Below are 24,504 nucleotides of genomic sequence, written 5' to 3' on the forward strand. Positions count from 1 at the left end.
ATGAAGAAGTTCCAGTTTCTGTCGTTTCTGGCCTCGCGCCAGTTTCTCGCGTTCCTCGCACTGATTGTCGTCGCCTTGGTGATCTGGTTCGTCGGACCGTTCTTTGCGTTCGGCGGACTGAAGCCGCTCGCCGGGGCCGGCATGCGCGTGTTGCTGATCGCGTTGCTGTTCGCCGGGGTGCTGCTCTGGCTCATGGGCCAGTCGACGACGATCGTGTTCGTCGCCCTGCTTTGCCTGCTGATCTGGTATGCAGGCCCGCTGCTTTCGTTTGGTCATGCCGCTCCGTTCGAGCCGGCGTCGACCCGACTCACCGCAATCGCGGTGGTGGTGGCCGTTCTCGTCATCTTCGGGATGTATCGCATCTGGCAGAAGATGCGTGCCGACGATGCGTTCCTGAAGAAAATGTTGCGCATCGGCGACAAGAAGGACGAGTCGCCTGCCGCATCGCGGCTTCGGATAGTCGAGCCGATCGTGACCAGCGCGCTCGCACGCCTCAAATCGATGCGCACGGGTGCGCGCGGTCTTGGTCGGCTGTTCCAGGGCAAGCGCTATTTGTACGAGTTACCCTGGTACATCACGCTCGGCTCACGAGGATCGGGCAAGACCAGCGTGCTGATGAACGGCGGACTGGCGTTTCCCGTTGCCGAGCAGATGCAGCGTGCCGCGGGGAAACCTGTCGACGCCACCGCCTCGGTGGACTGGTGGTTGACCAATGATGCGGTGTTCATCGATACGACGGGCTACTACACGTGTCATGGCACCTCGCCGACCGCGGACGTTGATGAACCGAAGCCGGCGGCCGATACCGTCGACGCGAATGCGAACGACTCAACGCCGGACGAGAAGCGCGCCGAAGACGGTGCGAAACAAGATGCGCCGTCGCAATCGAAGGCGGCCACGTCATCGAAATCGGGTGTCGATTCCGCGCCAGGCCTTTCGGGCTCGCGCCATAGTCGTCAGGAGATCGATCGCGCGGAATGGCTCGGCTTTCTCGGCATGCTGCGTCGCAACCGGCCGCGTGCGCCGATCAATGGCGCGTTGCTGACGATCGATCTTGCGACGCTGGCCAGCGCCGACGCGCAAGCACGTGTCGCCAAGGCTGCAGCATTGCGCGCGCGGCTGGCTGAACTGAGGCAGGAACTGGGCATCCGCTTCCCCGTTTACGTGATGGTCACGAAGATGGACGGCCTGACGGGCTTCCCGGAGTATTTCGGCGCGCTCACGTCGGAAGGGCGAGCACAGACATGGGGCTTCACGCTTCCGTACGGCAAGGAAACGGTTGCGAAGGAGGGGCTGCGTGCGCGTTGCCACCACGAGCTTACCCGGCTGTCCGAACGTTTGAGCGACTCGATCGATACCCATCTGCAGGACGAGTACGATTTGCCGAAGCGGCGAAAGCTTGCCGCGCTCCCGGCGGAGTTTTCCGCACTGCTCGGACCGCTGACGGACTTGATCGACCAGGTCTTTCTCGATTCACGCTACGACGATACCCAGCTCCATTCGACGTTGCGCGGCGTATATTTCACGAGTGCCCGGCAACGGGGAGGCGAGGTCGTTGCAGAGCGCCATACCGTCGTACAACGCCTTCTGGCGGCGCAGGACCACGCCCGCGTATCGCCGCCGCGTGCCGAGGGCAACCAGAGCTTCTTTCTGCACGATCTCCTGACGCGAGTCGTGTTCCCGGAAGCACGTCTCGTCAGCCCCAACCTGCGCTGGGAATTCCGCTACCGGCTGTTGCGCTTGACCGGGCACACTTTGACCCTGCTGTTGTTCGTCTGGTTGGCGATTGGCTTGCGCGTGAGCTTCGGCCAGAACAGCGACTATCTCGACGCGATGGGGCGCAAGGCGCAGGCGTTGACAGCTCGCGTGACGCAACTCTACAAGACGCCGAAGCCCGAATCCGTGCCGGACACACTGACCGAAGCGAGCTATCTGCCGACTTTTCCTAATCTGGACCTTTCCGATCCCGGCAGCGAGTGGCGCTATGGGCTGTACGTGCCGCCGGGCATCGCGACGGAGAGCGGTCGCACTTACGATGCCCTCGAGGACAATCTGTTGTTGCCGCAAATCGTGCGTCGGATGGAGGACGTGATGTCCGGCGCAATTGCCGCAAACGATTCGAAGGTCGCTTACGATGCGCTGCGCGTCTACCTGATGCTCTACGACGCAGCGAAGTTCAATGCCGATGACGTCAAGACTTGGGTACTCGACGACTGGGCAAAAAATGACAGCGCAGCGATCTTCGGCGGCCGTGCGTCGATGATCGACCATGTCCAGCAGCTCTTTTCCGGTGAGCGCGTGGTGAAGTCTCCGCTCATTCGCAATGACGCACTGATCCAGCGTGCCCGGGCATTTCTCGACGGCAGCAACGCGACCGGTCGTCTGTACGAACGCGCGAAGGCGGCGATGCAGAAGGAGGCGCCGGACGAGTTCACGCTGCTGCGCGCGGTGGGCCCGCAGGCCGGCACGGTGTTTACGCGGGCGAGCGACGCGCCGTTGTCGCGCGGCGTGTCAGGGCTCTTCACGTTCGACGGCTACCGGAATCTGTTCGACAAACGGCTGCCTGAGTTCGTGCAGATTGCTCGCGATGACGATGCATGGGTAATGGGGCGCTCGTACCTGGCGGGCGTGTCGGATTCGGCTCAAAAAAAAACGGCTGAAATCGTGAGCAATTCGACGGGGACGGACGACGCGCTGACGGATGCGGTCCGCCGCGAATATCTGACGGAGTACGCGCGGCAATGGGATGCGTTTCTCAACGACATCCGGACGGTCAGCGGTACGAGCCTCGCGTTCAATCTTCAGGTCCTGCGCCGCTTCGCGGCTCCCGACTCGCCACTCGTGCGGCTGGCTCGTGCGGCGGTGCATGAAACAACGCTGACGGCACCGGTGAGCGGATCGGGCGGTACGCTTCTCCAGAAAGCAGCCGACCAGATCAACCAGAAGGCCGACAAGGCGCTCGGCATTCGCGCGTCGGAACGCGTCGAGCGCGACCTCGTCGACGCCCATTTCGCCGCGCTGCGCGAAGTCGTGACCGGCAACGCCGATTCGGAGGGCGCTTCCAAGGCGGCGGCTCAGGCTGGCGCGACGGGTCTCGACGGTGTAACGAACCTGTTGAACGATTACTACACGGCGCTCACGGTCTCGGACAACGCGTTGTCGAACAACAGCATGCCACCGGCCAGCGACACGGCGGCGAAACTCAAGATGGCCGCCAATACGATGCCCGCGCCTTTCCGGGCGGTGCTGCTGCAGCTTGCCGCGGATGGCTCGCGCGAAGTCAATCAGGGTATCGGGCAACTATTGTCGCGCCAGATGCAGGCAGCCGTTGGCGACACGTGCCGGCTGACGATCGAGGGCAACTACCCGTTCTCGCCCGACAGCAAGCGCGATATCGGCATCGATGATTTCACCCGCATATTTGCGCAAGGAGGCGTAATCGACGATTTCTTCGCGAAAACGCTGGCGCCCTTCGTCGACACGTCAGCGAAGCCGTGGCGGTACCGAACGCTTCCCGGCGCGACGGAACCCGTACGGGGGCCGGATCTCGAACCGTTCGAACACGCGAAAGCGATTCGCGACACCTTCTTCAGCGATCCCGGCCACAAGCAACTCACGTGGAAGGTCGATATCCGCATTCCCGAGCTGGACCCCGCGATCCTGGGCCTGTCGCTCGACGTCGATGGCCAGACGTCGCTCTATCAGCATGGTCCCGTGGCGCCGTTCACGGTGTCGTGGCCGGGGCCGCGCGGTGGCGTTCATGCGGAGATCACCGCCAGTCCGCGCATTCGTCCCGACACGTCGACGATCGCTGCCGACGGACCCTGGGCACTCATGCGACTGCTCCAGCGGGGACGGGTCGTCGAAACGGCGACGCCCGGCCGCACCCGCGTCGCGTTCGAATTCGACGGTCGCAAGGCGGCGCTCGACATCGCGAGCACCGGGAGTGTGGCGAATCCGCTGACGAGCGATGTACTGAGAACATTTCGTTGCCCCAGCTCGATGCCGCTGTTCGACCTGTCGGATAGTGGCCCGCCCCCCGGGTTGCCGCGCGGCACGGTGCCGGCGGGCACGATCAATACTGCCCGATGAATGGCGAGGAGGGAACACGATGACGATTTCGACGGCCGATCCGAGAAGTCCCGCCGGAGCGCCGGCATCCCCGCCGCTTGCAACGCGTCTCAGGGATGCGGAACAGGCGGTCAACCCGCTGCTGGAGTCGGCGCGCAGCCTGCTGCGTGCGCTGGCGGATACGCCCACCGTGCTGGAACCTGACGCCGTCGCGCATCGACGCTGGTGGCTGGAGCAGGAGCTCAGGTTGTTCGCGCGTGTCTGCAACGAGTTGCAACTGCGATCCGACCATGTCGTTCGCGCGAGCTATGGCCTGTGTGCCGCGCTTGACGAAGCGGCGATGCAGACACGTTGGGGCAAGGGCGGGGCGACGGGAGCCGACTGGCAGTCGAACAGCCTGGCAGCGGCGCTGGGTCATGACCGGCAAGGAAGCGATCGCGTGTTTCGACTGATCGACGAGGCGCTCGGGAGTCCTCGCGAGCATCTCGATTTGCTCGAGCTGTATCAGAACATCCTCGATCTGGGTTTCAAGGGGCGATATCGCTTTGGAAACGATGGCTCGGCCCGTCTTCAGGGTGTTCGCGAAGCCGTGCACCAGGTTGTGGTGACTGGCGGATTCGGCAGCATGCGCGACAGTGAGCCGATCCGGCGGCCACGGCAATCGATCGTCGATCCGTGGGTGCGACCCGTACGGGCGCGTCGTACACGTTGGTGGATTGGCGCGGGCCTTTTCGTTGCGTTGATGCTCGGCGCGGCGGGTTATGCGGTGGTGAGCCACTGGATTCACGGCAAGCCGGCTGCGACGACGTCCTCGCTGGACGTCCTGTCGGCGCAGCTTGGCACGAGTCTGCGTGATGAGATGGCTGCCGGCAACGTCGAACTGAACCGGGATACGGCGACGAATGCACTGACGCTCCGGTTCAACGGCATGTACGCGTCGGGTGACGTGGCGGTCGCGCCGTGGTGGGCATCCATCATGGCTACGGTCGGTCGGACCATTGTCGCGTCGGTACCCGCCGCACACGTGCGGGTCGTTGGTTACACCGACAACGTGCCGGCTGGCGTGACATCCCGGGACAACAATCAGGCGCTGTCCGAAGCCCGCGCCCGGCAGGTCGCGCAGATTCTCGCGGCGGCGGGTGTGCCGATGCAAAACATCTCCGCGGCCGGACAGAGCGACGCCGATCCGCTAGCCGACAACGGCACGGCACAGGGAAGATCGAGGAATCGCCGTGTCGAAGTGACCGTATCGAACTGAACGGCGAGTCGATGTGTGTTGCGATGCACCGACACAGGAGACGTGCCGTTCGCCGGAGATATTCCGAGCTTGCTCAGGTGCCCTGGTGCCGTCGCACCCTGCTCAACACCGCATAAGAAAGCGACCCGATCACGATCCCCCAGAACGCGGACCCGAGCCCGAGCCAAGTCATCCCCGACGCTGTCGCGAGGAACGTGATCACCGACGCTTCGCGATGCTCCTCATCCTCGAAGATCCCGTGTACGTTCGCGCCGATCGCACCGATCAACGCGAGCCCGGCGAGAATCGCGACGAAAGCCTTCGGCAGTGCAAAGAACAGCGTGACGATCGTCCCCGCGAAGAGCCCGCCGATCAGATAGATCGCGCCGTTCGCGATGCCCGCGATATAACGCCGGTCCGGATCCTCGTGCGAATCCTTGCCGGTGCACAGCGCCGCGGTGATCGCCGCGACGACGATCGTGATCCCGCCGAAGCACGCGACGACAAGCGACATCACGCTGGTTGCGGTGATGATCGGCCGCGCCGGCGTGTGATAGCCCGAGACGCGCAGGATCGTCATGCCGGGCAGGAACTGGCCGGTGAGACTCACGACGACGAGCGGCAGCGCGAGGCTGAGCGTGGTGCCGAGGGTCCATTCGGGGGCGATGAAGATCGGCCGCGCGATGCTCGCCGACACGTTGCCGAGATGCGCCATCCCGAGCAGCGTCGCGAGCGCGGCGCCCGTCAGCAGCACGAGCACGATGCTGTAGCGCGGCAGCAGGCGCTTGAAGATCACGTACGCCGCGATCATCCCGAACCCGAGCACCGGCTGCGCAGTCGCGGCGGAGAACGCATGCATGCCGAACGGCAGCAGGATGCCGGCCATCATCCCGCACGCGATGCCGCGCGGAATGTGGCGCACGAGCCGGTCGAAATAGCCGGTGATGCCGATCGCGAGGATGATCAGCGCCGCCGTGATGTATGCGCCGACGGCCTGGTTCAGCGTCAGTTGCGGAAAGAGGCCGACGAGCAGCGCGGTGCCGGGCGCCGACCATGCGGTCACGATCGGCACCTTCAGTTTCCAGCTCGCGAAGAGGCCCGACACGCCCGCGCCGATCGAGATCGCCCAGACCCACGACGCCACCATGTCATTGGATACATGCGCAGCCTGCGACGCCTGGAAGAAGATCGCGAGCGGGCCCGCGTAGGAAATCAGCACCGCGAGAAAGCCCGCGGTGACCGCGGAGACGGAGCAGTCGTTGCCGATCGAGCGGATCGCGCCGGGCGAGGTGTTCGGTTGCATCGTCGTAGGGGGTGCGGCGCGCGGCCGGGAGGCTGAGCCGGGGCGAATGATTGTTGGAGGCCCCGGGCGATCCGTCATTCTGGGCATTGCCGCCGAAATTGGCAATTTGCCGATGAGGATCGGTGTTGTCGGCTTTTCGTAAGAAAATGCGCGTCGCGGCAGCCATGCGGCCTTGCGCGGGCGTCGCCGCATCGGGCGCCTTCCTGGCGCAGCGCCACCCGCTCAAGCGTTACGTACTGATCTGAAGATACCCGTCGACCGCGGCGACCTTCGCACCGCTGCCCGTCGACAGCGACGCCGTGCCGTGGTCGAACGGATGCACGGGCCCGTGGGTCGGCGTCCATGCGTGGCGCGCCAGCAGTTCGCGATAGCCACCGCGGATCACGAAGCCGCCGCATTTCTCCATATACGCGTCGCGCCGCATCCGGTACGCGCGCGGCAGGTCGTACCACGGCAGCCTCGGCAGGTCGTGATGCACGAGGTGATAGTTGTTGTTCAGGTACAGCAGCCGCATCGCGAAGCCGGCCTCGTTGATCGCGATGCGCGCCTTCGGATGCCGCGCGGCGCGGTGCTCGAACAACGAACGGATCATCGCGAGCGACAGCGCGGGCCACGTGATGGCAAGCAGGTAGTACCACCACGGCACACCGATCGCGCGCTGCAGCCATGCAAGCAGCACGCCCACGCAAACGGCGTGCGTCGCCCACATCCGCAGATAGCGGAAGTCACTGCGCCGGAGCGCGGCGAATACGTTGGCGAACATCGCGGCGACGCTCGTCGGCGGCCCGAACACGAGACGTCCGACGAAGGTGGTGTGCGCAACGGTCAGCGCGCGGCGCCAGCGCGGCAACCGCGCCCATTGCTCGTGCGACACGTAGTTCGTTTCCGGGTCGACGCCCGGCACGGTCAGGCCCTCGTCGCGGTGATGGTCGAGGTGCGTGTCGCGATAAAGCGTGTACGGATACCAGATCGTCAACGGTGGATAGCCGAGCAGCCGGTTCACGAACGCGGAGCGCGTCGGGTGGCCGTGCAGCAGCTCGTGCTGCAGCGACATGTGCCATGCGCCGAGCAGGATCAGCGGCGGTGTCGCGGCCGCGAGCGACAGGCGCTCGGCGCGTACGAGCAGCAGCACGGCGAGCCAGCCGCCGTAGATCGCGACGACCAGCAGCCACGTCGGCCACTCGGTGCGGGCAGTGAAGCGGGCGGCGAGGGCGGTGATCGCGCGCGCGTGGTCGACGTCGAAGTATTCGGCCATGGTGCTGGGGCGGGATGTAGCGGGTGATACGGGGGCTGCACGGGTAACGGGTAGCGGACGATCGCGCCGTTGCGGGCCGCGATGCAGGTGGCCGACTTGCGACGGCGTCGCGGCACTGGAACGCTAACCGGCTCGCGTAGTCAGGCCAACCAAGCAATTCGCATTTGCTTATCGCTGCTCGATCGATAAGCATTGGCCGCCCCAGGCGCGTGCCGGACCTGTGCGAAACCCGAGCGAACTTGCTTTCTCCAACGCACCGCCGATGCGTAGAATGCGCACATGAGCTCATGGATCGCCGGACTGCCGATGTACAACGTGACGCCGCGCCACGCCGCACTGTGGCGCGCGTTGCTGCGTGACGCACTCGACGCGTTCGCGCGTCACGGCGGGCCGGCCGGCGTCGCGCTGCTCGACGAGCCGTTCGGGGATCTGCACGCGCTGTGGCACCACAACGACCTGTTGTTGTCGCAGACATGTGGTTATCCGTACCGGATGCTCGGATTGCGCGATGCCGTTCACCTGATCGCGACACCGGCATTCGATGCGCCCGGCTGCGACGGCGCGCGTTACAGCAGTGTGCTGGTGGCGTCTGCGCGCGTGCATGCGGGCGGTGCGACGACGCTGGCCGCCTGTCGCGGATTGCGGGCCGCATTCAACGGCGCGGATTCACACAGCGGGATGAACGCGTTCCGGCACGCGGTCGCGCCGCATGCGCACGACGGGCGTTTCTTCGGTTCGGTCGTGTCGTTTGGCTCGCACCTGAACGTGCTGCGCGCCTTGGCGGCAGGCGCTGCCGATTGCGCGGCGATCGACTGCGTGACGTTCGCGTACGTGCGTGACGCACTGCCCGAATTGTTGAACGACATCCGGATCGTCGGCATGACGGCGTCGGCGCCGGGCTTGCCGCTGATTGCATCGAAGGCGCTGGAGGGGAGCCTCGTGGAGGGGTTGCAGGATGCGCTCGATCACGCGGTCGCGGTCGATGCGGATCGGGCGACCGCACTGCGCCTGAAGGGGTTCGAGCGCCTGCCGCCGGCCGCATACGACACGATTGCCGATCTCGCGCGGGACGCGGCCGCGCACGGGTATCCCGAGTTGGCGTGAGCGCGTCGTCCGCGCGGCGGTGGCTAGAACGGCAAGGTGCCGGGCGGCGCGTTGCGTACCACGGCGAGCGTCGTGCCGATGTGGTCTTCGAGCGCGAGGGCGGCGCGTGCATCGGCGCGTCGCATCGCGGCCTCGAACAGGCACGTGTGCTCCGCATGCACGTCGCGCTTCGAATCGCCGAGCCCGATGCACACGCGCCGATAGCGCTCGCTTTGCTGCGACAGCATGCGCAGGATCAGGTACGTCCAGGGCGTCGCGGCCGCCGAGATCAGCGCTTCATGAAAGCGCCGGTTGCACGCTTCCCATGCGGCGCGGTTTTCGATGGACACCGGCTGCTCCCACGCCGACAGCATGTCGAAACTCTGCCGCACGCGCTGCGCCCATGCGTCGTCGCCGCGCCGCACGGAGTCGCGCAGCGCATCGACCTCGATATGAATGCGCAGCCGCGTGATCGCTTCGAGATCGTCGACCGACATCGGCGTCACGCGAAACCCGCGCTGCCCTTCGGCGACGACCAGCGCATCGCTGACGAGCCGCGTGAGCGCCTCGCGCAGCGTGCCCGCGCCGACGCCGTACACGTCCTTCAGATGCTCGACGCGCAGCTTCGTGCCGGGCGGGTAATGCCCCTCGATGATGTGTTGCCGGAGCTGGTGATACGCGTGCTCGCTGAGCGTGCGGGCATGCGGCTCGGCGGCGTCGGCGGCGGCCGGCTCGAGCGCCGGCGGCGGGTCGTCGAACGGATGGGCGGGCAGGATGGTGTTCATGTCACGCGTCCTCCTGATCCTGTTTGCGGTTGAGCCGATAGCTGAGCTGTGCGCGCGTCAGGCCGAGCAGGCGCGCGGCGGCCGACAGGTTGCCGTTCGCGCGGTCGACGGCCTCGTGCAGCAGCGCGCGCTCGAGGCCGTCGAGCCCGCCGCCGCCCTGCAACTGGTCGAGGATCGAGCCGCAGTCGATCGACATCGCGGCCGCCGGCCGGATCTGCCCGGCCCGATCGACCGTCGCGCCGCCGGGCGCGCCGACGCCGGGGAACAGGTCCTTCGCGTCGACCGGACGGTTCGGGCGCGACAGGATGACCGCGCGCTCGATCAGGTTCTCGAGCTCGCGCACGTTGCCGGGCCAGCGGTAGCCGCGCAGCGTCTCGTAGGCGTAATCGGTCAGCGTCGGCGTGGGCTTGCCATGCACTGCCGCGAAGCGTTCGAGCATCGCGTCCGCGAGCGGCGCGATGTCGTCCTGCCGGTCGCGCAGCGGCGGAATCAGCACCGGGTAGACGTTGATCCGGTAATAGAGATCGGCGCGAAAGGTGCCGTCGCGCACGGCCTGCTCGAGATCGCGGTTGGTCGCTGCGACGACGCGGACGTCCACCTTCCGGCCGTCGGTCGCGCCGAGCCGCTCGACCTCGCCCTCCTGAAGCACGCGGAGCAGCTTCGCCTGTACGTCGAGCGGCAACTCGCCGATCTCGTCGAGAAACAGCGTGCCGCCGTCCGCGCGCTCGAAGCGTCCGGCGCGCGCCGCTTGCGAGCCCGTGAACGCGCCTTTCTCCGCACCGAACAGTTCGGACTCGATCAGCGCATGCGGAATGGCCGCGCAGTTGATCGCGACGAACGGCTTCTGCGCGCGCGCGCTTAGGCCGTGCAGCGCACGCGCGAAGCGCTCCTTGCCGACGCCCGTTTCGCCGGTGAGCAGCACGGCGACCTTGGTCGGCGCGGCCGTCTCCAGCAGCGCATAGGCCGCGCGGAACGCGTCGGAACGTCCGACGAGCCGGGTCCGGCCGTCGTCGGGCGTGATTTCGAGGCGCAGCGATTCGACTTCGGTCTGCAGGTCGCGGATCGTGTTGATCAGCGAGTCGGCCTTGAACCACGACGAGATCTCTTCGGCATCGGGCCATTCCTCGGCCGGCTTGCCGACGATCGTGCAGTGCGGGTCGTGCATGCCGACGCAGGTCGTTTCCTTGAACAGGATCGTCCGGCCGATGAACGCGCTGGTGTAGCCGGTCGCATAGCCGATCAGCATCCAGCACACGGGTTCGGGCTGCGGCCCGAACGTGCGGCGGTGCACGTCGGCTTCCCATGAATGTTCCCAGCGGTATTCGCAATAGAACGCGCCCGTCGCGGGATCGGCCTCGAACCGCAACGGCGTGACCTGCACGGCGCCTTCGAGCATGTGCAGTTGCGGGCCGACATGGAACATGTCGAACAACGAGGCGCCGCTGCGAATCTCGCGGGCGAGCGCGGCGTCCCGTTCGCCGGCGGCGAAGCCGACCCGCGTGAAGAAGCGTCGCGTCTGTGCCGGTCCGACGCTTTCCATCAGTTCCTGGCGCAGCGTCGCCAGCGCGCCGGCATGCAGCAGCACCATCCGCTGACCGGCCAGCCAGATGCGACCGTCGCTCGCCGAAAAATGGATCAGCTTGCGCAGGTCGGTGTCCGGCGGCAAGGGGGGCAGGCTGGGCCGCGTCATGTCTTCTCCGTCGAGATTTCTCGTGATTTTCAGGGTTTTCGCCAGCGGCGCCGCGGCAGGCGAATCGATTTGATCATTTCGTCAAATGCACTCGACCGGGTTGCTGAAATGATGAAAAACGCCACCGGATATGGCTTCTGGCGTGGCCGCCGGCGAGCGGTTTCCGTTCTGGTTAACCGCCATTGTGGGCCGCGAATTCGAACTTCGCGTCAGGGCTTTCCCTGAATTATCGAGATTTTTTGGGCGCCTGCCCGGACGTGGCACGGATGGTGCATTGAAGTCCGGCATGGAGGCGACACCGATCATGAATCAGCACCCGACCGATCTTTCCCCGCTCGACCCAGGCCGCAAGTGCGCGCGCGTGACCGGCACGAACACGCGCGGCTTCGTCGAATTCGAGTTTTCGCTCGGCGGCGCGCCGGATCTGTTCGTCGAGCTGACGTTGTCTCCTGCCGCCTTCGACGCGTTCTGCCGCGAACAGCAGGTGACGCGGCTCGACGTCGAAGCGAACCCATGACCTTGAGGAGCAAGAAGTGACCATCGAGCTGAAGACAGTCGACATCAAGCCGCTCCGGCACACCTTCGCGCACGTCGCGCAGAACATCGGCGGCGACAAGACGGCGACGCGCTACCAGGAAGGCATGATGGGCGCGCAGCCCCAGGCGAACTTCCATTACCGGCCGACCTGGGACCCGGACCACGAGATCTTCGATCCGTCGCGCTCGGCGATCAGGATGGCGAACTGGTATGCGTTGAAGGATCCGCGCCAGTTCTACTACGCGTCGTGGGCAACGACGCGGGCGCGCCAGCAGGACGCGATGGAGTCGAACTTCGAGTTCGTCGAATCGCGCCGGATGATCGGCTTGATGCGCGACGACGTGGCCGCGCAGGCGCTCGACGTGCTGGTGCCGCTGCGCCATGCCGCGTGGGGCGCGAACATGAACAACGCGCAGATCTGCGCCCTCGGCTACGGCACCGCGTTCACCGCGCCCGCGATGTTCCATGCGATGGACAACCTCGGCGTCGCGCAGTACCTGACGCGCCTCGCGCTCGCGATGGCCGAGCCCGACGTGCTCGATACGGCCAAGGCGAGCTGGACGACCGACACCGCATGGCAGCCGCTGCGCCGTTACGTCGAGGACACGCTGGTCGTGGCCGACCCGGCCGAGCTGTTCGTCGCGCAGAACCTCGCGCTCGACGGCCTGCTGTATCCGCTCGTCTACGATCGCTTCGTCGACGAACGGATCGCGCTCGCGGGCGGCTCGGCGGTCGCGATGCTCACCGCGTTCATGCCGGAATGGCACGCGGAATCGAACCGCTGGATCGACGCGGTGGTGAAGACCATGGCCGCCGAATCCGACGAAAACCGCGCGCTGCTCGCCCGCTGGACCCGCGAATGGTCCGCACGGGCCGATGCGGCGCTCGCACCGGTCGCGGCGCGCGCGCTTCAGGATGCCGGCCGAGCGGCGCTCGACGAAGTGCGCGAGCAGTTTCAGGCACGCGTCGCCAAGCTCGGCCTCGCGCTCTGACGCCGCGCATACCCCCTCAATTCAAGGAAAGCCAGCATGTCGAACGTATTCATCGCCTTTCAGACCAATGAGGATTCCAGACCGATCGTCGATGCGATCGTCGCCGACAACCCGCGAGCGGTGGTGGTCGAGTCGCCCGGGATGGTCAAGATCGACGCGCCGGACCGGCTGACGATCCGCCGCGAAACGATCGAGGAACTGACCGGCACGCGCTTCGACCTGCAGCAGCTGCAGGTGAACCTGATCACGCTGTCCGGCCACATCGACGAAGACGACGACCAGTTCACGCTGAGCTGGTCGCACTGAACGCCGCGCAACACGCACCGACAACACCGGAGACACGAATGGACACGCCAACGCTCAAGAAAAAGCTCGGCCTGAAGGACCGCTACGCGGCGATGACGCGCGGCCTCGGCTGGGAGACGACCTACCAGCCGATGGACAAGGTCTTCCCGTACGACCGTTACGAAGGCATCAAGATCCACGACTGGGACAAGTGGGTCGACCCGTTCCGCCTGACGATGGATGCGTACTGGAAATACCAGGGCGAGAAGGAGAAGAAGCTGTACGCAGTGCTCGACGCGTTCACGCAGAACAACGCATTCCTCGGCGTGACCGACGCGCGCTACATCAATGCGCTGAAGCTGTTCATCCAGGGCGTGACGCCGCTCGAATATCTCGCGCATCGCGGTTTCGCGCATGTCGGCCGGCACTTCACCGGCGAGGGCGCGCGGATCGCGTGCCAGATGCAGTCGATCGACGAGCTGCGGCACTACCAGACCGAAACGCACGCGATGTCGACGTACAACAAGTTCTTCAACGGCTTCCATCACTCGAACCACTGGTTCGACCGCGTCTGGTACCTGTCGGTGCCGAAGTCGTTCTTCGAGGACGCGTATTCGTCGGGGCCGTTCGAGTTCCTGACGGCGGTCAGCTTCTCGTTCGAATACGTGCTGACGAACCTGCTGTTCGTGCCGTTCATGTCGGGTGCCGCGTACAACGGCGACATGTCGACGGTCACGTTCGGCTTCTCCGCGCAGTCGGACGAGTCACGCCACATGACGCTCGGCATCGAGTGCATCAAGTTCCTGCTCGAGCAGGACCCGGGCAACGTGCCGATCGTGCAGCGCTGGATCGACAAGTGGTTCTGGCGCGGCTACCGGCTGCTCACGCTGGTCGCGATGATGATGGACTACATGCAGCCGAAGCGCGTGATGAGCTGGCGCGAATCGTGGGAGATGTATGCGGAGCAGAACGGCGGCGCGCTGTTCAAGGATCTCGCGCGCTACGGCATTCGCGAGCCGAAGGGCTGGCAGGACGCATGCGAAGGCAAGGACCACATCAGCCACCAGGCATGGTCGACGTTCTACGGCTTCAACGCGGCCTCGGCGTTCCATACCTGGGTGCCGACCGAAGACGAGATGGCGTGGCTCGCCGCGAAGTATCCCGATTCGTTCGACCGCTATTACCGCCCGCGCTTCGACTACTGGGGCGAGCAGGCGAAGGCCGGCAACCGTTTCTACATGAAGACGCTGCCGATGCTGTGCCAGACCTGCCAGATCCCGATGCTGTTCACCGAGCCCGGCAACCCGACGAAGATCGGCGCGCGCGAGTCGAACTACCTCGGCAACAAGTTCCATTTCTGCAGCGATCACTGCAGGGAAATCTTCGACCACGAGCCGCAGAAGTACGTGCAGGCGTGGCTGCCCGTGCACCAGATCTATCAGGGCAACTGCTTCCCGCCCGACGCGGACCCGAGCGCGGAAGGCTTCGATCCGCTCGCCGCCGTGCTCGACTACTACGAAGTGCAGATGGGCCGCGACAACCTCGATTTCGACGGCTCGGAAGACCAGAAGAACTTCGCGGCCTGGCGCGGCCAGGCCACGAGCAACTGACCTGCAACCGACAAGCAACCTTGAAGAAGGCCCGCGCGCGCTGCCGCGCGAATGCGGGCCGACAGGAGACACACATGGCCGTCATCGCACTCAAACCCTACGACTTCCCGGTGAAGGATGCGGTCGGGAGGTTTCCGGCGCCGCTGCTTTACGTGTGCTGGGAAAACCACCTCATGTTTCCCGCGCCGTTCTGCCTGCCGCTGCCGCCCGACCTGCCGTTCGGCGCGCTTGCCGACAAGGTGCTGCCGCCGGTCTACGGCTATCACCCCGACTTCGCGAAGATCGACTGGGACCGCGTCGAGTGGTTTCGCTCCGGCGAGCCGTGGACGCCGGACGCAGCGAAGAGCCTGGCCGACAACGGTCTCGGGCACAAGGATTTGATCAGCTTCCGCACGCCGGGCCTCGATGGCCTGGGCGGCGCGAGCTTCTGACCGCCATGCGGACGAGCGAACCATCATGAGCCACCAACTTACCATCGAGCCGCTGGGCGTCACGATCGAGGTCGAGGAAGGACAGACGATGCTCGATGCCGCGCTGCGCCAGGGCATCTACATTCCGCATGCGTGCTGTCACGGCCTGTGCGGCACCTGCAAGGTCGCGGTGCTCGACGGCGAGACCGATCTCGGCGATGCGAACCCGTTCGCGCTGATGGATTTCGAGCGCGAGGAAGGCAAGGCGCTCGCGTGCTGCGCGACGCTGCAGGCCGACACCGTGATCGAGGCCGACGTCGACGAGGAACCGGACGCGGAGATCATTCCGGTCAAGGATTTCGCGGCCGACGTCACGCGCATCGAGCAGCTCACGCCGACCATCAAGTCGATCCGACTGAAGCTGGCGCAGCCGATCCACTTCCAGGCAGGCCAGTACGTGCAGTTGGAGATTCCCGGCCTCGGGCAGAGTCGCGCGTTCTCGATCGCGAACGCGCCGGCCGACGTCGCGGCCACCGGCGAGATCGAGCTGAACGTGCGGCAGGTGCCGGGCGGGCTCGGTACCGGCTATTTGCACGAGCAACTGGCGACCGGCGACCGCATGCGCCTGTCGGGCCCGTACGGCCGCTTCTTCGTGCGCCGCTCGGCCGCGCGGCCGATGATCTTCGTGGCCGGCGGGTCGGGGCTGTCGAGCCCGCGCTCGATGATCGCGGACCTGCTCGCCGGCGGCGTCACCGCGCCGATCACGCTGGTCTACGGCCAGCGCAACGCGAAGGAGCTGTACTACCACGACGAATTCCGCGCGCTGGCCGAACGTTACCAGAACTTCACGTACGTGCCGGCGCTGTCCGAAGGCGCGCCGGATGCGGGCGGCGAAGTCGCGCAAGGGCTCGTGCACGACGTCGCGAAGGCGCATTTCGACGGCGACTTCTCGGGGCATCAGGCGTACCTGTGCGGACCGCCCGCGATGATCGACGCATGCATCACGACGCTGATGCAGGGCCGCCTGTTCGAGCGCGACATCTATCACGAGAAGTTCATCTCGGCGGCCGACGCGCAGCAGACGCGCAGCCCGCTGTTCCGGCGGGTGTGACATGGACGCGGGCCGCGTATGCGGGACGGTCAGGATCGCGCAGACCGACGAGCGCTATGCGTGCGTGTCCGGCGAGTCGTTGCTGGCCGGCATGGCGAAGCTCGGCCGGCGCGGCATTCCGGTCGGCTGCCTGAACGGCGGGTGCGGCGTGTGCAAGGTGCGCGTGCTGCGCGGCGCGGTGCGCAAGCTCGGGCCGGTCAGCCGCGCGCACGTCAGCGCGGAAGAAGAGAACGACGGCTATGCGCTCGCGTGCCGTGTGGTGCCGGACGGCGACGTCGAACTCGAAGTGGCCGGCCGGCTGAAAAAGCCGTTCTTCTGCGGCGCGGCCGGGGCCGGCGCGCCGACGATCGACAAGTAACCAGGAAACCAGGAGGAGACACATCATGGGTGTGATGCGTATTGGTCATGTCAGTCTGAAGGTGATGGACATGGAAGCGGCGCTGCGTCATTACGTGCGCGTGCTCGGCATGCAGGAGACGATGCGCGACGCGGCGGGCAACGTCTATCTGAAATGCTGGGACGAATGGGACAAGTATTCGCTGATCCTGTCGCCGTCCGATCAGGCGGGGCTCAAGCACGCCGCGTACAAGGTCGAGCACGACGCCGACCTGGACGCGCTGCAGCAACGTATCGAGGCATACGGGATCGCGACCGAGATGCTGCCCGAAGGTGCGCTGCCGGCGATCGGCCGTCAACTGCGGTTCCTGCTGCCGAGCGGGCATGAACTGCGGCTGTTCGCGAAGAAGGAACTGGTGGGCACCGCGGTCGGCTCGCTGAACCCCGATCCGTGGCCCGACGACGTTCCGGGCTCGGCCGTGCACTGGCTCGATCACTGCTTGCTGATGTGCGAACTGAACCCCGAAACCGGCGTGAACCGTGTCGAGGAGAACACGCGCTTCATGGCCGAGTGTCTCGACTTCCATCTGGCGGAACAGGTGATGGTCGGTCCCGGCAACACGATCCAGGCCGCGACGTGGATGTTCCGCAGCACGACGCCGCACGACATCGCGTTCGTCGGCGGCCCGAGCAACGGCCTGCATCACATCGCGTTCTTCCTCGACGACTGGGCCGACGTGCTGAAGTCGGCCGACGTGATGGCGAAGAACAAGGTGAAGATCGACGTCGCACCGACGCGGCACGGCATCACGCGCGGCACCACCATCTATTTCTTCGATCCGAGCGGCAACCGCAACGAGACGTTCGCGGGGCTCGGCTATCTCGCGCAACCCGACCGCCCGGTCACGACGTGGACCGAGGAGGAACTCGGACGCGGGATCTTCTTCCACTCCGGCGAGCTGAACGAAGCGTTCACGACCGTCTACACCTGAGCCGCAAGGAGCCCAGCGTCATGGATCGAAACGATACGAACCGGAGCATCGACACGCGCACGATCGACTGGCCCATCGCGGCACGCGCGGCCCAGGCGGCGGCCGAGGCCGCTGAGCGGCTCGGCGTGCGCGTCAACGTCGCGGTCGTCGATGCGGCCGGGCTGCTCGCGGCATTCGTGCGCATGCCCTGCGCGCCGCTGCATTCGATCGATATCGCGATCGACAAGGCGTACACGGCCGCGAGCTTCGGGCTGCCCACCGGCGCGTGGCACGCCGCATTGGCGTCGCACTCCGACGCGGTGCGGCAGGGCCTCGTGCTACGGCCGCGTTTCGTCGCGTTCGGCGGCGGGCTGCCGATCGTCGATGACGGCGCGTTGATCGGCGGCATCGGCGTATCGGGCGGCAGCGAGGCGCAGGACGTGCAATGCGCGCGCGCGGGGCTCGACGCGGCCGGCTTTGGCGGGCCATGACGCCAGGCACGCGAACGCGCTTCACGAACCCACGGATTCACGACCATCGACACACACATCATGTACGACACCGAACCCATCGCCGCGACACGCGGCCCCGCCGGCGGGCAGCCGGACCCGCGGCTCGTCCGCAACTTCATCGGCGGCGAGTATCGCGCGGGCGAACGCTGGTTCGACAAGCGCTCGCCGCTCGACAATGCGGTGATCGCGCGCGTCGCCGAAGCGAGCCGCGCGGATGTCGACGCGGCGGTACAGGCCGCACGCGCGGCGCTGGCCGGCCCGTGGGGCGCCCTGACGGTCGCGCAGCGCGTCGAACTCCTGTATGCGGTGGCCGACGGCATCACGCGCCGCTTCGACGATTTTCTCGAAGCGGAAGTCGCCGACACCGGCAAGCCGGTGAGCCTCGCGAGCCATATCGACATCCCGCGCGGCGCCGCGAACTTCAAGGTGTTCGCCGACGTGGTGAAGAACGTGCCCGGCGAAACCTTCGAGATGGCGACGCCGGACGGCGCGGGCGCGCTCAACTACGCGATCCGTCGGCCGGTCGGCGTGGTGGGCGTGATCTGCCCGTGGAACCTGCCGCTGCTGCTGATGACGTGGAAGGTCGGGCCCGCGCTCGCCTGCGGCAACACGGTGGTCGTGAAGCCGTCGGAGGAAACGCCGCAGACGGCCGCGCTGCTCGGCGAAGTGATGAACGCGGCGGGCGTGCCGCGCGGCGTCTACAACGTCGTGCACGGCTTCGGGCCGGGTTCGGCCGGCGAATTCCTGACGACGCATCCGGGCGTGAACGCGATCACGTTCACCGGCGAGACGCGCACCGGCGCGGCGATCATGAAAGCGGCGGCCGACGGTGCGCGGCCCGTCAGCCTCGAGATGGGCGGCAAGAACGCGGCGATCGTGTTCGCCGATTGCGATTTCGACGCGGCCGTCGAGGGCACGTTGCGCTCGTGCTTCGCGAACGCGGGGCAGGTTTGCCTCGGCACCGAGCGCGTGTATGTCGAGCGTCCGCTGTTCGAGCGTTTCGTCGCCGCGCTGAAGGCCGGTGCCGAACGGCTGCGGCCCGGCCGTCCGGAAGCGGAGTCGACCGGCCTCGGCCCGCTGATCAGCCAGGAGCATCGCGACAAGGTGCTGTCGTACTACCGCAAGGCGGCCGAACTCGGCGCGACGGTCGTGACGGGCGGCGGCGTGCCCGACATGCCGGAGGATCTGCGCGGCGGCGCGTGGGTGCAGCCGACGATCTGGACCGGCCTCGGCGACGATTCGCCGATCGCGCGCGAAGAGATCTTCGGGCCATGCACGCTGGTGATGCCGTTCGATTCCGAAGCCGAGGCGATCGGCCGCGCGAATGCGAATGCGTACGGGCTGTCTACCGCGATCTGGACGACCAACCTGTCGCGCGCGCACCGCGTCGCGGCGTCGATCGACGTCGGCATCGCGTGGGTCAATTCATGGTTCCTGCGCGACCTGCGTACGGCGTTCGGCGGCGCGAAGCAATCGGGCATCGGCCGCGAAGGCGGCGTTCATTCACTCGAGTTCTACACGGAGCTCCGCAACGTCTGCATCAAGCTCTGACCCAACCGTTCATGACCGGAAAATTATTATGGACTCCACGTTGATTACCACGCTGGGCGACCGGCTGTACGACGCGATGACGTCGCGCGAGCCCATCGCGCCGCTGACGTCGCAGCACGAGGACCTGTCGGTCGACGACGCGTACCGGATCCAGCAGCGCTTCGTGCAGCGCCGCCTGGAGGCAGGCGAGACCGTCATCGGCAAGAAGATCGGCGTCACGTCGAAGGCGGTGATGGACATGCTCGGCGTCTACCGGCCCGACTTCGGCTACCTGCTGTCGGGCATGGTGTACGGCGAGGGCGAATGCATCGCGCTCGACACGCTGATCCAACCGAAAGCCGAAGGCGAGATCGCGTTCGTGCTGAAGCGCGACCTGCTAGGCCCGGGCGTGACGAACGCGATGGTGCTCGCCGCGACCGAATGCGTGATGCCGTGCTTCGAGATCGTCGACTCGCGCATCCGCGACTGGAAGATCCGCATCGGCGACACGGTCGCCGATAACGCGTCGTGCGGCGTGTTCGTGCTCGGCGACCGGGCGGTGAGCACGCGCAGCGTCGATCTGTCGACCTGCGGAATGGTGCTCGAGAAGAACGGCGACGTGATCGGCACCGGCGCCGGCGCGGCCGCGCTCGGCTCGCCGGTGAACGCGGTCGCGTGGCTCGCCAACACGCTCGGCCGCCTCGGCATTCCGCTGAAGGCCGGCGAAGTGATTCTGTCCGGCGCGCTCGCCGCGATGGCGCCGGTCGGGCGCGGCGACAACTTCCGCGTGTCGATCGGCGGGATCGGCGCGTGTTCGGTGCGGTTCGCGTGAGCGCCGCCCGTTCCCCTTTCCACGCAAACGAGGAATTTCCCATGACCCGAAAGATCCGTTGCGCACTGATCGGTCCCGGCAACATCGGCACCGACCTGCTCGCCAAACTGATGCGCAGCCCCGTGCTCGAACCCGTGTGGATGGTCGGCATCGATCCCGATTCCGATGGCCTGAAGCGCGCTCGCGAACTCGGCCTCAAGACCACCGCGGACGGCGTCGACGGCCTGCTGCCGCATGTGCAGGCGGACGGCGTGCAGATCGCATTCGACGCGACGAGCGCATACGTCCACGCGGAGAACAGCCGCAAGCTGAACGCGCTCGGCGTGCTGATGATCGACCTGACGCCGGCCGCGATCGGCCCGTACTGCGTGCCGCCCGTCAACCTGAAGGATCACATCGGCTCCGGCGAGATGAACGTGAACATGGTCACGTGCGGCGGCCAGGCGACGATTCCGATGGTGCGCGCGATCTCCCGCGTGCAGCCGGTCACGTACGGCGAGATCGTCGCGACCGTATCGTCGCGTTCGGTCGGCCCCGGCACCCGCAAGAACATCGACGAATTCACGCGTACGACGGCCGCGGCCGTCGCGCAGGTCGGCGGCGCGAAACAAGGCAAGGCGATCATCGTGATCAACCCGGCCGACCCGCCGCTCATCATGCGCGACACCGTGCATTGCCTGACGGAAAGCGCACCCGATGAAGCGCGCATCGTCGAATCGGTCCACGCGATGATCGCCGACGTGCAGCGCTACGTGCCCGGCTACCGGCTCGTCAACGGGCCGGTGTTCGACGGCAACCGCGTGTCGGTCTATCTCGAGGTCGAAGGCCTCGGCGACTACCTGCCGAAATACGCGGGCAATCTCGACATCATGACGGCCGCCGCCGCGCGCACCGCCGAGATGTTCGCCGAGGAACTGCTGGCCGGGCGCCTCACGCTGGCATCGGCTGCCGAGGCGGCCTGACGCGCGCCAACGCGACTTCCACGACCGGACGACAAGGAACGGAAATGAATCTCAAAGGCAAACGAATCACCGTCCACGACATGACGCTGCGTGACGGCATGCACCCGAAGCGTCACCAGATGACGCTCGACCAGATGCGCTCGATCGCGAGCGGGCTCGACGCGGCCGGCGTGCCGCTGATCGAAGTCACGCACGGCGACGGCCTCGGCGGCTCGTCGGTCAACTACGGCTTTCCCGCGCATACCGACGCGGAATACCTCGGCGCGGTGATCCCGCTGCTGAAGCGCGCGAAGGTGTCGGCGCTGCTGCTGCCTGGCATCGGCACGGTCGATCACCTGAAGGAAGCGCACGCGCTCGGCGTGAATACGATCCGCGTCGCGACGCACTGCACCGAGGCGGACGTCTCCGAACAGCACATCGCGATGGCGCGCAAGCTCGACATGGATACCGTCGGATTCCTGATGATGAGTCACATGAACAGCCCCGACGGGCTGGTGAAGCAGGCGAAGCTGATGGAGTCGTACGGCGCGAACTGCATCTACATCACCGATTCGGCCGGCTACATGCTGCCCGCCGACGTGAAGGCGCGCCTCGCCGCGGTGCGCGACGCGCTGAAGCCTGAAACGGAACTGGGCTTCCACGGTCACCACAACCTCGCGATGGGCGTCGCGAACTCGATCGCCGCGATCGAGGCCGGAGCGAACCGGATCGACGGCGCGGCGGCCGGGCTCGGCGCCGGCGCAGGCAACACGCCGCTCGAAGTGTTCGTCGCCGTCTGCGAGCGGATGGGCATCGAGACCGGCGTCGACGTGTGGAAGATCCAGGACGTCGCCGAGGATCTCGTCGTGCCAATGATGGATTTCCCGATCCGGATCGATCGCGACGCGCTGACGCTCGGCTATGCGGGCGTGTACGGCTCGTTCCTGCTGTTCGCGAAGCGCGCGGGCGAGAAGTACGGCATTCCGGCGCGCGACATTCTCGTCGAACTGGGCCGGCGCGGGATGGTCGGCGGGCAGGAGGACATGATCGAGGACACCGCGCTGACACTCGCGAAGGCGCGCGCGGCACAACCGAAGCGGGAGGCCGCATGAATCTGACGACCGACACGATCGAGTCGCTGGCCGCGCATCTCGACGACTGCATGCGCGAGGCGCGCGACACGCCGAAGATCACCGACCGTCATCCGGAGATGGACTGGGACGACGCATACGCGGTGCAGGATGCGATCCGCCGCCGGCAGCTTGCGCGCGGCGCGCGGATCGTCGGCTACAAGGCCGGCCTGACGTCGCGCGCGAAGATGCGGCAGATGGGCGTGGACACGCCCGTGTTCGGATTCCTGACCGACGTCTACGACCTGCCCGACGGCGGCGAGTGCGATACGTCCACGCTGATTCATCCGAAGGTGGAGCCGGAGATCGCATTCGTGACGAAGGCGGAGCTGAAGGGGCCCGGCTGTCATGTCGGCGCAGTGCTCGCCGCGACGGACTTCGTCGTCGGCGGGATCGAGGTGATCGACAGCCGCTATCGCGACTTCAAGTTCGACCTGAAGAGTGTGGTGGCCGACAACACGTCGGCCGCGCGCTTCGTCGCGGGCGGCCGACCGCTGGCCGTGGACGGCGTCGATCTGCGCACGCTCGGCATCGTGCTCGAGAAGAACGGGTTGCCGGTCGCGTTCGGCGCCGGCGCGGCTGTGCTCGGGCACCCGGCCGCCGCGATCGCGATGCTCGCGAACCACCTCGGCGCGCGCGGCGAATCGATCCCGGCGGGCAGCCTGATCCTGTCGGGCGGCATCACGGAGGCGGTGGCCGTCGCGGCCGGCGACAACGTGACGCTGCGCGTGCAGGGCATCGGGTCGGTCGGCCTGCGATTCATCTGAACGTTTCGAACGCGAAGGGAGGCCATCGTGCCGGTAGCGCATCTCTACATCCTGGAAGGCCGCGACGACGACAAGAAGGAACGCCTGATCGCCGAAGTCACCGAAGCCATCCATCGCTCGCTCGACGCACCGCTCGAATCGGTGCGCGTGATCATCACCGAGATGCCGAAGGCGCACTTCGGCATCGGCGGGCAGAGCGCGAAAAAGCGCGGCCGCTGACGCGCCGCGCACCATCGAAATCGACTGAAGGAGCGTCATGTCAACCAATCCCGAACTGGGCCGCCGGATCGTCGCGGGCGGTCTCGACACCAACTATCACGACCTCGGCGACGGGCCGCCCGTGCTGCTGATCCACGGCTCGGGGCCGGGCGTCACGGCCTACGCAAACTGGCGCCTCACGATGCCCGCGCTCGCCGAGCAGTTTCGCGTGATCGCGCCGGACATGGCCGGATTCGGCGAAACCGAGCGGCCGCGCGATTACGTGTATTCAATGGACCACTGGGTCGACCACGCGCTCGGCCTGCTCGATGCGCTTGGCGTCGAGCGCGCGCACGTGATCGGCAATTCGTTCGGCGGCGCGCTCGCGCTTGCGCTGGCGATCCGAGCGCCCGACCGGGTCGGCCGCCTCGTGCTGATGGGCGCGGCGGGCACGCGCTTCACGCTGACCGAGGGGCTCGATGCCGTGTGGGGTTATACGCCGTCGATCGCGAACATGCGCGGCCTGCTGGACATCTTCGCGTTCGATCGCACGCTGGTGAACGACGAACTCGCGAAGCTGCGCTACGACGCGAGCGTGCGGCCCGGCTACCAGGAGGCGTTCGCGAACATGTTTCCGGCGCCGCGCCAGCGCTGGGTCGATGCGCTCGCGAGCGACGAGGCGAAACTGCGTGCGCTGCCGCACGACACGCTGATCGTCCATGGCCGCGAGGATCGCGTGATTCCGCTCGACAGTTCGATGAGGCTGCTGGAACTGCTGCCGAACGCGCAACTGCACGTGTTCGGGCGCTGCGGACACTGGACGCAGATCGAGCATGCAGCACGCTTCAACCGGCTCGTGATCGAGCACTTTGGCGAGTAGCAGGACGGGTTGACTCGCGCCGGCGGCGAGGTGCCGCT

23 protein-coding genes are annotated in these 24,504 nt (G+C 66.5%); 19 read left to right on the top strand and 4 right to left on the bottom strand.

Annotated features, from left to right (window positions below; translation table 11 throughout):
* Both tssM and icmH read left to right on the top strand, forming a co-directional pair.
* Positions 1–4,092 (top strand): type VI secretion system membrane subunit TssM, encoded by a 4,092-nt coding sequence (gene tssM / locus ACV22W_RS21380; RefSeq protein ID WP_448021542.1) that lies wholly within the window; start codon positions 1–3, stop codon positions 4,090–4,092.
* Positions 4,093–4,111: 19 nt separating this feature from the next.
* Positions 4,112–5,329: a type IVB secretion system protein IcmH/DotU gene (gene icmH, locus ACV22W_RS21385; protein WP_448021544.1), complete on the top strand. Its 1,218-nt coding sequence runs from the start codon at positions 4,112–4,114 to the stop codon at positions 5,327–5,329.
* A 73-nt stretch (positions 5,330–5,402) separates the two neighbouring features.
* On the opposite strand, the gene ACV22W_RS21390 is transcribed toward icmH, so the two are convergent.
* Complete coding sequence (locus ACV22W_RS21390) at positions 5,403–6,611, bottom strand: benzoate/H(+) symporter BenE family transporter (protein WP_448021546.1); 1,209 nt, start codon at positions 6,609–6,611, stop codon at positions 5,403–5,405.
* A 229-nt stretch (positions 6,612–6,840) separates the two neighbouring features.
* Entirely contained in the window at positions 6,841–7,866 is a 1,026-nt protein-coding gene (locus ACV22W_RS21395) for a fatty acid desaturase (RefSeq protein ID WP_448021548.1), read from the bottom strand.
* Positions 7,867–8,145: 279 nt separating this feature from the next.
* Between ACV22W_RS21395 and ACV22W_RS21400 the strand changes: the two genes are divergently transcribed.
* Complete coding sequence (locus ACV22W_RS21400; RefSeq protein ID WP_448021550.1) at positions 8,146–8,970, top strand: phosphate/phosphite/phosphonate ABC transporter substrate-binding protein; 825 nt, start codon at positions 8,146–8,148, stop codon at positions 8,968–8,970.
* A 23-nt stretch (positions 8,971–8,993) separates the two neighbouring features.
* Here ACV22W_RS21400 and ACV22W_RS21405 read toward each other — a convergent pair whose 3' ends face one another.
* Entirely contained in the window at positions 8,994–9,734 is a 741-nt protein-coding gene (locus tag ACV22W_RS21405) for a GntR family transcriptional regulator (RefSeq protein WP_448021551.1), read from the bottom strand.
* Position 9,735: 1 nt separating this feature from the next.
* Positions 9,736–11,424 (bottom strand): sigma 54-interacting transcriptional regulator, encoded by a 1,689-nt coding sequence (locus ACV22W_RS21410; RefSeq protein WP_448021553.1) that lies wholly within the window; start codon positions 11,422–11,424, stop codon positions 9,736–9,738.
* 130 nt (positions 11,425–11,554) lie between these two features.
* Between ACV22W_RS21410 and ACV22W_RS21415 the strand changes: the two genes are divergently transcribed.
* The 16 genes from ACV22W_RS21415 (at position 11,555) to ACV22W_RS21490 (ending at position 24,466) form a co-directional block, all read left to right on the top strand.
* The gene (locus ACV22W_RS21415; RefSeq protein WP_448021555.1) at positions 11,555–11,941 is read left to right on the top strand and encodes a phenol hydroxylase subunit; all 387 of its coding nucleotides are present in this window, start codon (positions 11,555–11,557) and stop codon (positions 11,939–11,941) included.
* A 16-nt stretch (positions 11,942–11,957) separates the two neighbouring features.
* Positions 11,958–12,953, top strand: a complete 996-nt coding sequence (locus ACV22W_RS21420) for a phenol hydroxylase (protein ID WP_448021556.1) — start codon at positions 11,958–11,960, stop codon at positions 12,951–12,953.
* Between the two features lie 36 nt (positions 12,954–12,989).
* Positions 12,990–13,259, top strand: a complete 270-nt coding sequence (locus ACV22W_RS21425) for an MmoB/DmpM family protein (protein WP_448021558.1) — start codon at positions 12,990–12,992, stop codon at positions 13,257–13,259.
* Between the two features lie 38 nt (positions 13,260–13,297).
* A complete protein-coding gene (locus ACV22W_RS21430) occupies positions 13,298–14,848 on the top strand; it encodes an aromatic/alkene/methane monooxygenase hydroxylase/oxygenase subunit alpha (protein WP_448021560.1) in 1,551 nt (516 codons plus the stop codon).
* A gap of 74 nt (positions 14,849–14,922) precedes the next feature.
* The gene (locus ACV22W_RS21435) at positions 14,923–15,279 is read left to right on the top strand and encodes a phenol hydroxylase subunit P4 (RefSeq protein ID WP_448021562.1); all 357 of its coding nucleotides are present in this window, start codon (positions 14,923–14,925) and stop codon (positions 15,277–15,279) included.
* Positions 15,280–15,304: 25 nt separating this feature from the next.
* Complete coding sequence (locus ACV22W_RS21440) at positions 15,305–16,369, top strand: 2Fe-2S iron-sulfur cluster-binding protein (protein WP_448021564.1); 1,065 nt, start codon at positions 15,305–15,307, stop codon at positions 16,367–16,369.
* A gap of 1 nt (position 16,370) precedes the next feature.
* On the top strand, positions 16,371–16,727 hold the full coding sequence (locus tag ACV22W_RS21445) for a 2Fe-2S iron-sulfur cluster-binding protein (protein ID WP_059692558.1): 357 nt from the start codon (positions 16,371–16,373) through the stop codon (positions 16,725–16,727).
* Positions 16,728–16,752: 25 nt separating this feature from the next.
* On the top strand, positions 16,753–17,697 hold the full coding sequence (locus ACV22W_RS21450) for a catechol 2,3-dioxygenase (protein ID WP_448021566.1): 945 nt from the start codon (positions 16,753–16,755) through the stop codon (positions 17,695–17,697).
* A 20-nt stretch (positions 17,698–17,717) separates the two neighbouring features.
* On the top strand, positions 17,718–18,167 hold the full coding sequence (locus tag ACV22W_RS21455) for a GlcG/HbpS family heme-binding protein (RefSeq protein ID WP_448021568.1): 450 nt from the start codon (positions 17,718–17,720) through the stop codon (positions 18,165–18,167).
* 60 nt (positions 18,168–18,227) lie between these two features.
* On the top strand, positions 18,228–19,739 hold the full coding sequence (locus ACV22W_RS21460; RefSeq protein ID WP_448021570.1) for a 2-hydroxymuconic semialdehyde dehydrogenase: 1,512 nt from the start codon (positions 18,228–18,230) through the stop codon (positions 19,737–19,739).
* A gap of 28 nt (positions 19,740–19,767) precedes the next feature.
* Positions 19,768–20,550: a 2-oxopent-4-enoate hydratase gene (gene dmpE, locus ACV22W_RS21465; RefSeq protein WP_448021572.1), complete on the top strand. Its 783-nt coding sequence runs from the start codon at positions 19,768–19,770 to the stop codon at positions 20,548–20,550.
* A 41-nt stretch (positions 20,551–20,591) separates the two neighbouring features.
* On the top strand, positions 20,592–21,512 hold the full coding sequence (locus ACV22W_RS21470) for an acetaldehyde dehydrogenase (acetylating) (RefSeq protein ID WP_448021574.1): 921 nt from the start codon (positions 20,592–20,594) through the stop codon (positions 21,510–21,512).
* A 44-nt stretch (positions 21,513–21,556) separates the two neighbouring features.
* On the top strand, positions 21,557–22,603 hold the full coding sequence (gene dmpG / locus ACV22W_RS21475; RefSeq protein WP_448021576.1) for a 4-hydroxy-2-oxovalerate aldolase: 1,047 nt from the start codon (positions 21,557–21,559) through the stop codon (positions 22,601–22,603).
* Entirely contained in the window at positions 22,600–23,388 is a 789-nt protein-coding gene (gene dmpH / locus ACV22W_RS21480; RefSeq protein ID WP_448021577.1) for a 2-oxo-3-hexenedioate decarboxylase, read from the top strand. The genes dmpG and dmpH overlap by 4 nt, the downstream gene beginning before the upstream one ends.
* Positions 23,389–23,415: 27 nt before the next feature.
* Complete coding sequence (locus tag ACV22W_RS21485) at positions 23,416–23,607, top strand: 2-hydroxymuconate tautomerase (protein WP_044845485.1); 192 nt, start codon at positions 23,416–23,418, stop codon at positions 23,605–23,607.
* Between the two features lie 37 nt (positions 23,608–23,644).
* Positions 23,645–24,466: an alpha/beta fold hydrolase gene (locus ACV22W_RS21490; RefSeq protein ID WP_448021580.1), complete on the top strand. Its 822-nt coding sequence runs from the start codon at positions 23,645–23,647 to the stop codon at positions 24,464–24,466.
* Positions 24,467–24,504 lie beyond the last annotated feature (38 nt).

The sequence above is a fragment of the Burkholderia sp. AW49-1 genome, from assembly GCF_053427845.1.